9 protein-coding genes are annotated in these 14,321 nt (G+C 69.9%); 2 read left to right on the top strand and 7 right to left on the bottom strand.

What is annotated here, in order from left to right; genetic code table 11:
* The 5 genes from DFP88_RS17360 to DFP88_RS13700 all read right to left on the bottom strand — a co-directional run.
* Nucleotides 1-1,787: calcium-binding protein (locus tag DFP88_RS17360; RefSeq protein ID WP_425450839.1), on the bottom strand; the 1,787-nt coding region annotated here is incomplete at its 3' end.
* A gap of 37 nt (nt 1,788-1,824) precedes the next feature.
* Nucleotides 1,825-3,774, bottom strand: coding sequence for a calcium-binding protein (locus DFP88_RS17240; protein WP_220032342.1), 1,950 nt, complete (start codon nt 3,772-3,774; stop codon nt 1,825-1,827).
* A gap of 167 nt (nt 3,775-3,941) precedes the next feature.
* Complete coding sequence (locus DFP88_RS13710; RefSeq protein WP_110815283.1) at nt 3,942-5,504, bottom strand: CAP domain-containing protein; 1,563 nt, start codon at nt 5,502-5,504, stop codon at nt 3,942-3,944.
* 137 nt (nt 5,505-5,641) lie between these two features.
* On the bottom strand, nt 5,642-7,168 hold the full coding sequence (locus tag DFP88_RS13705; RefSeq protein WP_110815282.1) for a calcium-binding protein: 1,527 nt from the start codon (nt 7,166-7,168) through the stop codon (nt 5,642-5,644).
* Nucleotides 7,169-7,248: 80 nt separating this feature from the next.
* Nucleotides 7,249-8,922, bottom strand: a complete 1,674-nt coding sequence (locus DFP88_RS13700) for a calcium-binding protein (protein ID WP_110815281.1) — start codon at nt 8,920-8,922, stop codon at nt 7,249-7,251.
* Between the two features lie 151 nt (nt 8,923-9,073).
* Here DFP88_RS13700 and DFP88_RS13695 point away from each other — a divergent pair, with 151 nt between their 5' ends.
* Both DFP88_RS13695 and DFP88_RS13690 read left to right on the top strand, forming a co-directional pair.
* Nucleotides 9,074-10,639, top strand: a complete 1,566-nt coding sequence (locus DFP88_RS13695) for a calcium-binding protein (protein WP_181418647.1) — start codon at nt 9,074-9,076, stop codon at nt 10,637-10,639.
* A gap of 94 nt (nt 10,640-10,733) precedes the next feature.
* Nucleotides 10,734-11,750: a glycosyltransferase gene (locus DFP88_RS13690; RefSeq protein ID WP_110815279.1), complete on the top strand. Its 1,017-nt coding sequence runs from the start codon at nt 10,734-10,736 to the stop codon at nt 11,748-11,750.
* A 7-nt stretch (nt 11,751-11,757) separates the two neighbouring features.
* Here the strand turns inward: DFP88_RS13690 and DFP88_RS13685 are convergent, their stop codons facing one another.
* Entirely contained in the window at nt 11,758-13,260 is a 1,503-nt protein-coding gene (locus DFP88_RS13685; RefSeq protein ID WP_110815278.1) for a calcium-binding protein, read from the bottom strand.
* An 80-nt stretch (nt 13,261-13,340) separates the two neighbouring features.
* On the bottom strand, nt 13,341-14,288 hold the full coding sequence (locus DFP88_RS13680) for a phosphotransferase (RefSeq protein WP_110815277.1): 948 nt from the start codon (nt 14,286-14,288) through the stop codon (nt 13,341-13,343).
* Nucleotides 14,289-14,321: the final 33 nt, after the last annotated feature.

Below are 14,321 nucleotides of genomic sequence, written 5' to 3'. Positions count from 1 at the left end.
GTCCCGCCGTGAAGCTGGTCGTTGCCGTAGCCGCCGTCGATCCGGTCGTTCCCGGCGCCGCCGTAGATCACGTCGCGCAGGTCGCCCTCGCCCGGCCCGCCGATCAGCACGTCGTCGCCCGCGCCGCCGTCGAGCGTATCGGCCCCGAGCCCGCCGCTGATGCTGTCACTGCCGCCGAAGCCGCGGATCAGGTCATCGCCGGCCAGCCCCTGGATACTGTCCCGGCCCTCGGAGCCCGTAAGCGTGTCCCTGTTCGGCGTGCCGAGAAGCTCGTAGCCGAAGCTCGCGAAGGGATCGCTCTCGACCACGTCCTGGACGCCATGGCCGTCGGTATAGGTGATGCGCGCCGTGATCGCCTCGCCGCGATCGGCCTCGGTCAGACTGTAGGTCGTGCCTGTGGCCTCCGCGATCGCATCGCCGCCGCGGAACCACTGGTAGGAGAAGGCGCCGAGCCCGTCCGGATCGACGAGATCGGGAACCGCCGTCAGCTTGGCCCCCGGCTCCGCCTCTCCGGAGAGGATGAAAGAGCCCTCGGGCAGGGCGTTCGGTATCAGCCTCGTTGCGATGATGTCGCCGGGGCCGGGTGAGGGAAGATCCACGGACCCGCTTCCCTGCAGCGACTGGGCCCAGGCCAGGATCACGCTGCCGTCCGAGAGCTGCATCGCGGCCGGAGTCTCGGGCAGACCGGGGCCGGTCGTCGGCGCGTCCCGGCCAGGCGAAAGAGCGATGGTCCCGCCCTGGGCTGCCCCTGCCGCGCCATGCAGGTCGAAGCGGATCTCGCCGGAACTGCCGCCCCTGTAGTCCGAAACATAGCTGGCAGCGGTAAGCACGCCGCTTTCGGTTCCGACGAGCGCGATCGCGCGGCCATCGGCGACCCCGATGACGGGGGAGAGGGCCGTGCCCTCCAGCGTGAAGCTCTGCGCGAAACTGCTGTAGTCGCTGTACCCGTTGCCGCGCAGGCTTTCCTGCACCCAGGCGAGGTGCAGGCCCGTCGCAGAGACGGCGACGGCCAGATCGGCGACGCCGCGCTGCGGGAAGGCGAAGGCGCCGGTACCGATCTCGGCGCTGCCCTTGGCCCCGCCCGGCTGCATGACCCGGAAGGTGACCGAATCCTCGAGTAGGTAATCGGGGGCCATGCGCGTCTCGTCCCCGGTCCAGGCCGCGACGAAGCGGTTTCCGATGGCCGCGAGATCGACATCGCGCTGATCGCCTTCGGTTGCCTGGTTCAGGCGGACCTCGGGCCCTTGTGTGCCGTCCGCCTCGATGCGGCGGCCGTAGACCCCCCAGCCGCTGCCGTCCTGGCCGAGTGAAGACCAGGCCACGAAGACTCCGCCATCCGGGGAGACGACGATGTCCGGCGCGTTCTGGTCATGCGGCGCGTCCGAGCTGACCTGCACCTCGCCTCCGGCGGGCGCCCCGTCGGCGCCGTAGCGCTGCATGTAGATCCCGTCGCCTTGGCCGTCCTGCTGGTGGGAGGTCCAGACCACGGCGAAGCCGCCGCCGGGCAAAGCCGTCACCGCCGGCTGGGACTGGTCGCTGGCCGTGTAGTTGTTGACCCGGAAGTCCGCGCCCGAAGGCGTACCATCGGCCGCGAACAGGCGCGCCATGACCGCGGTGCCGCTGTCGTCCCCGCCCTGGGAGGTCCATGCCGCGACGAAGCCGCCGCCCCCCAGCGCGGCCAGCGCCGGTTGGCCCTGTTCCAGCGGATCGGCCCCGTTGTCGCGGCCCGATCCGTTCAGCGTCAGAAGCGCGCCGGTCGGCGCGTAGGGGGAAGAGAGGATGTCCATGACGGCAGCTTTCCAAGGTCCTGCAGGGTTCAGGCTATCATAGCTCGTATATGTCTGTCCCCACCTGCAGCCGGATCGTCTCCTCCGCGCCGTCGACCAGCGCCCAGAGGATCTGCCCCGTCGCCTTGTCGATGACGAAGGCCTCCTGGGTCCAGGCCGCCCCGGCGCCCGGCGTCGCCGCATAGTTCACCTGGAACCGCCCCGCCCCGGCCTGCCCGCCGCCCCAGACCAGCCGGTCGCCCTCGGCGCCCGAATAGTCCTGGATCCAGTCGTTGCCATGGCCGGCCACGCCGAGATGGTAGAACCGGTCCGGCCCCGCGCCTCCGACCAGCCGGTCGGAGCCGAAGCCGCCGTTGAGGAAATCGAAACCGTCGCCCCCCACTAGCATGTCGCCAAAGGCGCCGCCGGTCAGTACGTCGGCGCCTTCGTTGCCGATCACCGTATCGGCGCCGAAGCCGCCGGCGATCTCGTCGGCCCCCGCCCCGCCATAGAGCAGGTCGTTGCCATAGCCGCCGTCGATCCGGTCGTCGCCTACGCCGCCAGTGATCACGTCGCGCAGGTCCGCCCGCGAGGCGCCGCCGAAGATCACGTCGTCGCCCGTCCCGCCGTCCAGGCTGTCGGCGCCGTCGCCGCCCCGGATCGTGTCGCGCCCCGCGCCGCCCGAGATCCGGTTCGCGCGTCCGTCCCCGGTCAGCACGTCGTCGCCGCCGAGGCCGGCCATCTGGCCGGAGACATCGACCGATAGCCTGTCGGCCCCCGCCGTGCCGCGTCCGAAGAGGCGGGCGGCGACGCCGCCGTCGTCGGCATCGACGGAGTCGGAGGTATAGGTGACGACGAAGCCGCCCCCCGCCAGGGCGGCGATCTCGGGGTCGGCCTGGTCGTCGTAATTGTAGCGGTCGGTCGAGATCTCGAACCGCGCGGTCAGCGCGGCGCCGCTGGCGGTGAAGACGCGCCCGTAGATGCTGTCGCCGATCACACCGGGGGCATCGTCCTGCTGCGACCAGACTACGACGATCTCGCCGGTCGCAAGCTGGGCGAGGCGCGCCTCCCGCGGCAGGTCGTCCCCGGCGAACACCGTGACTGGCGCGCGCGCCGCGCCCCCGGCGGCGTCGAAGATGCGCAGCATCGTGTGATAGGAGGCCTCGGGCGTATCGAGGCCGAGGTCGTGGTCGTAGTTCATGTTGACGGTGGCGAAGCCGCCGCCCGCCAGCGCCGCGACGTCGTAGCCCGCGCCCGAGCCGCTGCCGACCGAGCCGTAGTTCTCGTAGAGCCCGACATCGGCGCGGATCACCCGGCCCCCGGCATCGGTGATGGTCGCGCGGATCTGGTTCTGCCCCACGCCGCCGGGCACCGTGATGGCGCCCTCGCTGTTCCAGATCGTCACCGTGCCGCCGCCCGTCAGCTGGGCGCTGCGGGCGGTGATCTCGTCGAACTGGTTCGAGACGGTGTTGAGCAGCCGGTTGCCGCCGATCTTGCGCGCCTGGGCGTCGAAGTCCTGGGCGAAGATGTCGTCGAAGCTGCCTGTGGAACGGTCGAGGTCGAAGACCACGGTGAAGCCGCCGCCCCGCGTGGCGACGACCTCGGGCAGCACGGCGTTGTTGGCGGGCAGGCTGTCGACACGCACCGCCGCGCTGCGGGCGCTGCCGTCCGCCTCGAAGACCTGCACGAAGGCGCGGTCGCGCGTGCTGAGGATGTCGTCGTAATCGTCGAAGACCCAGGTCACCGCATAGGCGCCGTCGGTCAGCCGCGTGGCGCGCACGTCGTCGGACTTGGTGCCGTCGGTTCCGGAGATCAGGCTCTCCTCGGTCACGGCCCGGCCGGCGGCGTCGTAGCGCCGCGTGGCGATCACCGTGGCCGCGGGCCCCTCGCCGTAATCGTTGACGTAGCTTTCGTAGAAGATGCGAAAGCCGCCGTCGGCCAGGGCCATGACGTCGGGCTCTCGCTGCCAGTTGTCCTGGTACTGGTTGACCCTGAACTCTGCGCTCATCCTGCCGCACTCCGGTTCTGTCGATCCGCTCTGGCGGCAGGATTAACCGGGCCGCATGGCGGAAGAACGACAGGATGGGGCGCCGCGCAAAGCCGGCGGGCTTTCGCCCACGAAAGGCGGGTTCCCGCTCCGGGCGCGGGCCGCCCCGGAGCCGAGCTGCCCCCGGCTCAGGCGATCTCGAAGACGTCTGTGCCCACCTGCACCCGGATCGTCTCGTCCGCGCTGTCGACCAGCGCCCAGAGGACCTGCCCGGTCGCCTTGTCGATGACGAAGGCCTCCTGGGTCCCGGCTGCCCCCGCGTTTGGCGTATCGGCATAGTTCACCTGGAACCGCGCCGCCCCGGCCTCTCCGCCGCCCCAGACCAGACGGTCGCCCTCGGCGCCCGCGTAATCCTGGATCCAGTCGCTGCCGTGATCCGCCACCCCGAGGTGGAAGAACCGGTCCGGCCCCGCCCCGCCGTTCAGCCTGTCCGAGCCGAAGCCGCCGTTGAGGAAATCGAAGCCGTCGCCGCCCACCAGCATGTCGCCAAAGGCGCCGCCGGTCAGGACGTCGGCGCCTTCGTTGCCGATCACCGTGTCTGCGCCGAAGCCGCCCGCGATGTCGTCGGCCCCCGCCCCGCCGTGAAGCTGGTCGTTGCCGTAGCCGCCGTCGATCCGGTCGTTCCCGGCGCCGCCGTAGATCACGTCGCGCAGGTCGCCCTCGCCCGGCCCGCCGATCAGGATATCGTTGCCCGCGCCGCCGTCGAGCGTATCGGCCCCGAGTCCGCCGGTCAGCCTGTCGTCGCCGCCGAAGCCGCGGGCCAGATCGTTGCCGGCCAGCAGCGACAGCATGTCGGGCCCCTCGGTGCCCATGACCCGGTCGTTGCCGCCCGAGGGCGCGCCCGGCACAGGCTGTGCCTGCCGGGCCAGCACGTCGAGATCGAGGTTCACCCCGCTCATTTCGACCTGGCGGACCACCTGCCCATCGAGGCCGGGGCCGGTGAAGGTGACCTCGTAGCGGCCCGAGGGCAGCGCCATCTGGTAGCCGCCCGCGGCCCAGCTGGTGGTCGAGAAGGTGCCCGAGGCGCCGGTGGCGGTCACGGTGATGCCGCCCAGCCCCTCGCCGATGTCGTAGAAGGCGTCGCCATCGGCATCCGCGATCACCACGCCCAGAAGCTGCGGGGCGTCATCCGCCCGGGTGCCGAAGTGCTGGGTGGTGGCATAGGGGCCGATCGCGGCCCCGGCCTCGGGCACCTCGGCGATGGCGATGCCGATCTCGGTGAACTTGGCATTCATGATGGTCAGCCGGTGGCCGGCCGGATCCTGCATCCCGCCCGGCCCCTGGCCCCAGTCGATGACGAAGCCGCCATGCGCCTGCAGCGGATCCTCGACATAGGCGTAGATGTTCTCGGCGGCGCTGCTGTAGCGGTAGCCGGCATCGGCGATCCGCGCCCCCAACAAGGGCTCTCCGGGCAGGTTGTGGGACTGCCGGTCGTACTGGATCATCAGGTCGGTATGGGTCTCGGCCGAGCGGGCCAGGTTCGGGTTCCAGGCCAGCGGCGCGGCAGGATCGAAGGCCTCCATCTGTTGGGTGAAGAGCGCCTCGTCGACGTCGAAATAGGCCAGCGCCTGCGCGATCCCCTGATTGTCCGTGGAGAGCAGCCGCGCCGCCTCGCCGCCGGGATCGGCCCGGGTGCGGTTTATCAGTTCGAGGGTCAGCTGTTCCCAGGCGGTGGGCAGGATCGTGGACATCGCGCGGCCTCGTCATAGGGGTCGCAGCGATTGATACCGGCGGCTTTGGCGGCAGGATGGCCGGATTGTGGCCTTCGGACGGGATCATGCCGGGACCGCCGGCGATCCGTCGCCCCGGTCCCGGTTCAAACCCCGGCTCAGGCGATCTCGAAGACGTCCGCGCCCACCTGCACCCGGATCACCTCGTCGGCGCCATCGACCAGCGCCCAGAGGATCTGCCCCGTCGCCTTGTCGATGACGAAGGCCTCCTGCGTGCCAGCGGCGCCCGCGTTCGGGGTGTCTGCGTAGTTCACCTGGAACCGCGCCGCCCCGGCCTCTCCGCCGCCCCAGACCAGCCGGTCGCCCTCGGCGCTGGAATAATCCTGCACCCAGTCGCTGCCATGGTCGAAGACGCCGAGGTGGAAGAAGCGATCCGGCCCCTCACCGCCGTTCATCCGGTCGTGCCCGAAGCCGCCGTTCAGGAAATCGAAGCCGTCGCCGCCCACCAGAATGTCGCCGAGCGCGCCGCCGGTCAGAATGTCCGCGCCCTCGTTGCCGATCACGGTATCCGCGCCGAAGCCGCCCGCGATCTCGTCGGCCCCGGTTCCGCCGTAGAGCAGGTCGTTGCCGTAGCCGCCGTCGATCCGGTCATCCCCGGCGCCGCCATAGATCACGTCGCGCAGGTCTGCCATCGAGGCGCCGCCGTAGAGCAGATCGTCGCCCTCCCCGCCCGAAAGCGTATCGGCCCCGTCGCCGCCCGAAAGCCTGTCATCGCCGCCGAGGCCGATAATTTCGTTATCGGCGACGGTGCCGGTCAATATATTGTCAGCCTCGTCCCCTTCGATATACAGATCGCTTCCAGTGATCAGAGGCTCGGGCTCGTTTAAGGGAACGCTTGTCCCGTCAATCCTGATATTGGCTGATTCAAGAGTAAGAGCGCCTTTGGCCGAGCTGGCGAACTTAATCGACAGTACATCTTCCAAACTGACGGCATCGGCTAATGCCATTCGGATGGTGAGACTGAGCGTATCATTTATAATGCTTGTGCTAGTGCTGCGCGAGCCCGAGTGCAGGAGCGCTATTTCCTCGTAACTGAGGTTCTTGGTGTCGAATTCTAGGGTGACTGAAATATTTGTTCCGGCTTGCACGACCGCGTCTCCTGCTCGCAGGATTGCCTCCGCACCGGTAGGGGTGGCCTTCAAGTCGAGCGACCAGGGAGTTCTGTCTTCAACCCGCTCAACCTTGATCTGGTAAGGGACCGCGCCGCCATCATAGGCGCTGTCGCGAATTTTTGTGAAAAGGATATGACCGCCGTTCGTTTCAGCCGTAAAATTTTCTGAAACGGCACGTTTGTCTTCGTCTAGACCACCCGTGTTGAGCAGCAAATCCCTGTAACGACCTTCATTGGTCCACAGCGTAATTCCAATATAGCCGCTAAAGTGGTCCGTGTCATCCGTGTCGATGACAATCCGATATGTGTCTGCCGCATCAAGATTTAGTTGGTAGGTATCTACGTCTAATGAGAATGACTCCGGCGCGTGCAGCCATGCCATTACGTCTTGACCTACCGGCAATTCCTGTACCAGATAATCCTGATTTTGTGGCAAGGTGTCCCAAAATGTATTAGGCGGAAAAAGGTCATCGCCAGAGAGGTCGAGAACAGAGGACTGGGAAACAAGGCGCATGTACAAAATCCGTCGTTGAAGCTGCTGCTTCAAGAGAAGGCTAGTTTTTAGCCGTATCGTCAACCGAAAGAAGAAACGCCTCAGGCGATGACGAAGACGTCGGCTCCCACCTGCACCCGGATCACTTCCTGCGCGCCGTCGACCAGCGCCCAGAGGATCTGCCCCGTGGCCCTGTCGATGACGAAGGCCTCCGAGACGCCGGGGGCGCCGGCGCGGGGGGTATCGGCGTAGTTCACCTGGAACCGCGCCGGCCCGGCCTGGCCACCGCCCCAGACCAGCCGGTCGCCCTCGGCGCCCGAGTAATCCTGGATCCAGTCGCTGCCGTGATCGGCCACCCCGAGATGGAAGAAGCGGTCGGGCCCCGCGCCGCCGTTCATCCGGTCGAAGCCGAAGCCGCCGTTGAAGAAGTCGAAGCCGTCGTTGCCGTAGAGCAGGTCGCTCAGCGCGCCACCCGAGAGGATATCGGCGCCCTCGTTGCCGATCAGCGTGTCCGAGCCGAAGCCGCCCGTCAGTGCGTCGGCGCCGGTCCCGCCATGCAGCACATCGTTGCCGTGGCCGCCGTCCAGCAGGTCGTCCCCTGCCCCGCCATAGAGCGTGTCGCGCAGGTCCGCCGCCGAGGCACCGCCCTTGAGCCGGTCGTCGCCAGCCCCTCCGATCAGGATGTCGCGGCCGTCGCCGGCCCGCAGCAGGTCCCGTCCTGCCCCGCCGTCGAGACGGTCCGCCCCCGGCCCGCCCCAGAGCGTATCGTCCCCCGCCCCGCCCGAGAGGCTATCGTCGCCGGCATCGCCGGTCAGGATATCGGCGCCGTCATTGCCTTCGATCAGGTCGTCCCCCGCGCCGCCGAACAGGCGGTCGTCCTCGCTGCCGCCATAGAGCCTGTCGTCCCCCTCGTTCCCCGCGAGGATGTCCTCTCCGGCGCCGCCGGCCAGCAGGTCCGCCCCCGCCCCGCCCGAGAGGCTGTCGTCCCCCGCGCGGCCATCGAGCGTATCGGCGCCGCCCCCGCCCGAGAGCCTGTCGTCGCCGGGGGTGCCCTCGAGCAGATCTGGCCCCGCGCCGCCGGTCAGGCGCAGCCCCTCCGTCAGGCTGATCCCCTCGACCAGCCCGCCGCGCATCTCGTAGACCCAGAGCCCCGCCTGCCCGGTATTGCCGGCGGTCTTCGGCAGCGCCGCCAGCGCCCCCGGATCGCTGGCCAGCCACTGCGGCACGTAAAGCCGCGCCCCGGCCAGCCCGGCGCGCGCGCCGGCGTCGTCCTCTGCGGTGCCTTGGGTCCAGCCGATGCGTTCGTAGCGGAAGACGATGTCGAGATCGCCGCCGCCGCGGTCGAAGAGCTGCAGCTGCACCAGATTGCTGCGGGTGGCGTCGCGCCGGTAGACGCCGACGTTGTGCCAGGTGACGCTGACCACGTCGCGCGCGGCGTCGATATCGACGAAGATGCTGCCGCTTTCCGCCCCCTCCCCGTCGAGCCGCGTGTCGACGTCGCCCCAGAAGGGGGCGATCAGGTCGAGACCCGGCGAGGCCTGCGGCGGCGCGGTGGGGTAATCCGGCAGTGCCCGCCCCAGGCTGAGCGTGCCGTTGGTGTTCACCCAGGCGGCATCGGCGGCATGGCGCGACCCGAAGAAGGCGATGCCATTCTCGAAGACGGGCGAGAGATCCAGCCGCAGCGCGGTGTCGTCGCCGCGCGGCACCGCGATCTCGCCCAGCCCCGCCGGCCCGCCCAGGCCGCGCTGGACCCTTCCGTCTCCGCCGATGGCCATCGCGCGTCCCGTTCAGCCCCGGCCGGCATTCTGCCCCGCCCGGGCCTGAGACGGGGTTAACGCGCCCGTTCTGCCCTTCTGGGTTGCATCTATGCCCCGGTCATCCAAGACTGGCCTCAAGAGGCGCACCCGTTTCGCGAGGAGATCCCCCATGCCGCTCACCGACGTCGAGAGCAATGCCCTGCTGCCCTTCGGCGGCACGAAGATCCCGCAGGGAGCCTCCCACACCGACTGGGGGCCTTACGACATCACCGGCATCTTCGAGGAGGGGCTGAGGCTCGGTGAGACCACCAGCGAGGCGATCATCGTCGATACCAGCGGCACGATCTATTTCCAGGGCGCGAACCGCTACACCACCTACATCGATGCCTTCGATTCACCTATCGACACCAGGACGCTGCCCGAGGGCGTGGCCAAGGCGGGGATCTGGTTCGACGAACAGACCGAGCGCGATTCGATCACCGTCACCTGGAACGCGGTGCCGCTTTACAGCTATACTAGCGAAGAGCTGGTGCTGAGCACCTTCCAGCTCGAGCTGGTCGACCTGGGCGGCGGCGATGCCGAGGTGATCTGGCGCTTCGGCGAGATGGACGTGCCGCCGGAATACCGCAAAGGCTTCGATGTCGGCCTCGGCACGTCGGGGTACTACAACCGCCAGACCCTTCTCGACGAACGCTTCGTCGCGCGCGAGGATCTCTCCGGCCTGACCGGCAATACCGGCGTCGAGGGGGTGCTGCAGCTGCGCATCATCGACGGCGAGGTCCAGCAAAGCGATCTCGACCAGGCGCCGGTCACGGGCACCGAGGGGACCGACCGGAACTGGGGCACGCCTTTCAACGACGACCTCTCGGGCGGCAACGGCGACGACAGCCTGGGCGGCGATTACGGTGCCGATACCCTCTCGGGGGGCAACGGGAACGACCTGCTGATCGGCAGCTACGGCGATGACAGCCTGACCGGCGGCTTCGGCAACGATACCCTCGTCGGCGGCGAGGGGGCCGATACCCTCTGGGGCAACGAGGGGGACGACGTACTCTACGGCGGGCAGGGTGGCGACCATCTCCTGGGCTGGGACGGCGATGATTTCATCAACGAGAGGCGCGCGGCCGGCGGTAGCGGCGCCGACACGCTCGAGGGGATGGCCGGCGACGACACCGTCTGGGGCGGCGACGGCGACGACATCATCGCCGGACAGGGCGGCAACGACGTGCTCGAAGGGGATGATGGTCGCGATATCATCTTCGGCGGCGAGGGCGACGACGTGATCACCGGCGGCTCCTACGCGGACACGCTCTTCGGCGGCGCGGGCGACGATTTCATCAACGCCGGGGGAGGCTACGACCGCTATGATAACAACGACGACGTCGTGACCGGCGGCACCGGCGCCGACCGCTTCTTCCACGACGGCGAGAACCGTCAGACGGTCCATATCACCGATTACGACGCGGATGAGGGCGATACGCTGGTGTTCCGTGCCGAAGAGGACGTGACCATCGACAACTTCCGCCTGCGCCGGGTGGTCGACCGGGACGTGGACGGCAATGACACGCTGGACGAGCTGGCGCTGATTTACCGCCCGGAGGATCCGGGCGAGTACGGCCCCGAGGAGATCACCCTCTTCACCTTCGGCGATGCGGAGGGGATCGACGAGATCGTGCTGCGCCTGCCCGCCCCCGAGACCGGCACCGGCACTGTCGAGGTCTTCTCTCTGGCCTAGGACCCCGGGCGGGCTTGCAAGAGCACCGCGCCCGGATCCGGGCGCGGTGCAATCGTCAATGGCTGCCCGCGCAATTAGGGATTATGCCGGCGCCATGACCGACAGCAGTCCTTCCGCTTCAGCGCCGCCCCCGCCAGAGGACCTCGGCAAGGCCCCCTCCCCCGCCCCCCAGGGCACCCCTCGCGTCGCCGTGCTGATGGCCACCTACAACGGCGCGTCCCGGCTGCAGGCGCAGCTCGACAGCTTTGCCGCGCAGGCGCTGGCGCCGGCGCGGATCCTGGTCAGCGACGACGGCTCGGTCGATGCCACCAAGGCGCTGGTCGAGGATTTCGGCGCGGCGCATCCGGCGCTCGGCGTCAGGCTGCTGGCCGGGCCCTGCCGGGGCGCCGCGCAGAACTTCCTGTCGCTGCTGCGGCAGGTGCCCGAGGATGTCGATCTGGTAGCGCTGTCGGATCAGGACGACGTCTGGCTGCCGGACCGGCTCTCGCGCGCGGCCGCGGCGCTGGAGGCGGCCGAGGCGCGGCTGGGTGCGGCGCATCCGGTGCTGCATTGCGGGCGCAGCTGGGAATGCAACGACAGCCTCTCGCGCCGCCGGCTGTCGCGCGACCAGAGGCGGCCGCCCGGCTTTCGCCACGCGCTGGTGCAGAACATCGCCGGCGGCAACACGATGACGCTGAACCGCGCCGCCTGGCAGCTGGTCGCCGAGGCGGCGGCCGAGGCGCGCGAGGTGGTGGTGCACGACTGGTGGATCTACCAGATCGTCACCGGCGCCGGCGGCGAGGTGCTCTTCGACCGGGCGCCGCTGCTGCTCTATCGCCAGCACGGCGAGAACGTGATCGGCGCCAACCGCGGCCCTCGGGCCAAGGTCCGGCGGCTGCGGCACATGCTCTCTGGCGGCTTCAGCGACTGGAACACGGTCAATATCCGCGCGCTTTCCGCCTCGGCGCCGCGGCTGACGCCGGAGAACCGCGCCCTGCTCGAGGCGCTGCGCGAGGGGCGGCAGGGCAGCCTGCCGCGGCGGCTGGCCATGCTGCGCCGCACCGGCGTCTATCGCCAGGGCCTCGAGGGGCGGCTGTCGCTTCTGCTGACGGTGCTGCTGGGGCGGCTGTGAGGCCTGTCTAGAGAAACAGGAAGTCCTCCGCCTCCCAGCTGGCCACCGGCAGCGGCGCGCCATCGGCGCTGAAGACGCGCAGCGATTCCGTGGTCCACTGGATCAGCGCGCCGTCCGGGCGCTCCTCGATCCGCAGGCTTCGGGGGTCGTAGACGCGGCCCCAGCCGCTCAGGTCCAGCCGGTCGAGACCGGGCTGGAAATCGAACACCCGGTCACGTTGGCCATCGGCCTCGAAGACGAAGACATCCGCCCCGGCGCCCCCCGTCAGCCGGTCGCGCCCGGTGCCGGCCAGCAGCAGGTCCTCGCCCGGCCCGCCGGAGAGCTGGTCGCTCTCCGGCCCCCCGGCCAGCATGTCGTCGCGGGAAGTGCCGGTCAGCTTGTCGTCGCCCGGCCCGCCCTTGCGCGCCGGCCCGAGGCCCGCCAGCGGCAGCGCCACCTGCGCCAGCCCGGCCTTGCGCGCGCCCGAGACCAGGACCTGCACCTCGTCGCCCGCCCGCGCCGCCTCCAGCGCCAGCACCGGGCCGATGTCCCAGCGCAGGTCCTGCGCCAGGCTGTGGTGGTGATGCAGGTCGCCCCCGGGCAGCAGCTCCAGCAGGGCGATGCCGCCGTCGGTGCCGCCCGCGACGACGAAGTCGCGTCCCTGCGCGGAAAACCCGTCCAGCGCCGAGGCGCCGCCGAAGCGGGTCGTGCGGTCGTCCATCAGCACATCTTCGACGAAGAAGACGCCCCTGGGGTTCACGCGCAACACCGAGAGCGTGCCGCTGCCCGCCGAGGCCGCCACGACAAAGCCCTGCGCGCCGCGGGCGAAGACCTCGATCTGCTCGAGCCCCGAGATCCAGAGCCCGTCCTTGGGGCCGATGGTGTCGCAGAAGACCAGTCCCTGCGGCGTCACCCGGTGGCTCGAGAGCCCGCTTTCGGTGCTCGAGGCGGTCACCGCGTAGCGCCCGCCGGTCAGCTCCAGCACGGCGATGTCGCTGACCCCGTCCAATCGGATCTTGGGATGATCCTCGAGCGCGGCGAGGGGCCGGGCGCGCAAGGCGCCGCCCGCCCCCTCCAGCCGGTAAAGCTGCAGCCCCTCGCGATAGCTGTCGCTGGTCAGGATGTGGTCGCGCCCCTCCAGCCGCAGCGGCGCGATCTCCGACAGGCGCAAAAGCGCCTCGTCCGTGCCGCGCAGCATCGCCCGGCCGGTGCCCGCGCCCTTGGCGTCCAGCCAGCGCAGCTGCGCCGCCTCGCCGGCGCGGCCGGCGCCCAGCACCAGGCTGGCGCCGCCCGCCAGCGGCAGCACCGCCGCCTCCTGCAGCACCGGCGGCCGCCCCTCGGCCCATTGCACGCCGAGATCGGCATAGCGGGCAGCGCCGCCTGCTGTCAGATCGAGCCGCCCGAGCCGCCCGCTCGCCATCGCGCCGGCGAGGATCGTCGCGCTGCCCGGCACTTCGGCCAGCGCTTCGGTCAGGGTCAGGCCGAAATCGGCCCGCCCCGGCAGAAAGGCTCTCCAGACGAACGACTGCATGTCCCACCCTCGGCAAGCGGCAAGGCTAGCGCGAAGGGGTGGAGATTTCGTCGACGCCGCCGGGACGAGGGGACTTCGGGTCAGCCTCGCCCGATCATCCCCCCGAGGCGCGCGCCTGCCGGGCGCAGCGCCGCGATCAGCCGCCGCGCGGCGCTGCGGGTCAGCGCGGCGGCATGGAGGCCCATGACGGTGTAATAGGCGCGCAGGATATCCGCGCGCTGCCGGTATTGCCCGGGGGTCTCGGAGGCTCGCAGCCAGTCGCCCAAGGTGCGCGAGGTCCGGAAGGCATGGCCCACCGCCTTGATCCGGTAGGCGCGCCGGACGGTGCCGCGATCCTGTCCGGGCAAGCGAGAGGCGATGCCCTCCTGGTAGGCTTCGAGGCAGCGCTCCTCGAGCGCGGCGAGCGCCTCGGCCGATCCCGGCCCGAGCGTGCGCAGAAGCCAGGGGTAGATCAGCAACGGCAGGTCGTCGCCGATCGTCCCGTAGCGCACCGTCGCCCAGTCGATCAGCAGGAATGTCCTGTCGCCCTGCGCGAGGACATTCTGGCCATGGGCATCGCCATGGCAGACCGCCCCGCGCCCGGTCTCGTAAAGCGCCTGCAGGCGCGGCCCCTTGTCGATCCCCCGCCGCAGCCTGTCCTGCAGGCCGAAGAAGGGCACGGCGCCCGTCACGTACTGCAGGTGCAGCTGGACCTGCGTTCTGGAGATGACGCGCAGCCCGCGCAGGGCGGGGATCGTGACATCCGTTTCGGGAAGATGCTTGCGGATCTGGGCGTAGAACAGGGCCTCGTTCAGCCAGTTCCGCGCCCGGTTGGGCATGCCGACGGGCCGGGAGAGGGTCTTGAGGAGGGTGCCGTCCGACCGGACCGAGAGGCCCGCGGTATTCGGGCCCTCGGCATCCGGGAAGCCCAGGCCCAGGCCCAGGTCCCGGCCCATGGACAGCCGGTCATGGGTCCGGGCCGCGGCAACGGCATGGGCGAACCAGGCGTCGTCCACGGGATGATCGGTCGGTGCCTCGCCGAAACTCATGCGGTCATGCGGCCTTCGTGCCGGGACCGGGAC

The organism is Pseudoroseicyclus aestuarii, from assembly GCF_003217255.1.
Taxonomy (GTDB): Bacteria; Pseudomonadota; Alphaproteobacteria; order Rhodobacterales; family Rhodobacteraceae; genus Pseudoroseicyclus; species Pseudoroseicyclus aestuarii.
The sequence above is the reverse complement of the archived record's forward strand: the minus strand, read 5'-3'. Positions and strand labels throughout refer to the sequence as shown.

Coding starts and splice junctions, on each gene's coding strand:
- DFP88_RS13700 (WP_110815281.1), bottom strand. CDS start 8,922: ATGGCCATCGGCGGAGACGGAAGGGTCCAGCGCGGCCTGGGCGGGCCG.
- DFP88_RS13710 (WP_110815283.1), bottom strand. CDS start 5,504: ATGTCCACGATCCTGCCCACCGCCTGGGAACAGCTGACCCTCGAACTG.
- DFP88_RS13685 (WP_110815278.1), bottom strand. CDS start 13,260: ATGCAGTCGTTCGTCTGGAGAGCCTTTCTGCCGGGGCGGGCCGATTTC.
- DFP88_RS13690 (WP_110815279.1), top strand. CDS start 10,734: ATGACCGACAGCAGTCCTTCCGCTTCAGCGCCGCCCCCGCCAGAGGAC.
- DFP88_RS17240 (WP_220032342.1), bottom strand. CDS start 3,774: ATGAGCGCAGAGTTCAGGGTCAACCAGTACCAGGACAACTGGCAGCGA.
- DFP88_RS13695 (WP_181418647.1), top strand. CDS start 9,074: ATGCCGCTCACCGACGTCGAGAGCAATGCCCTGCTGCCCTTCGGCGGC.
- DFP88_RS13705 (WP_110815282.1), bottom strand. CDS start 7,168: ATGCGCCTTGTTTCCCAGTCCTCTGTTCTCGACCTCTCTGGCGATGAC.
- DFP88_RS13680 (WP_110815277.1), bottom strand. CDS start 14,288: ATGAGTTTCGGCGAGGCACCGACCGATCATCCCGTGGACGACGCCTGG.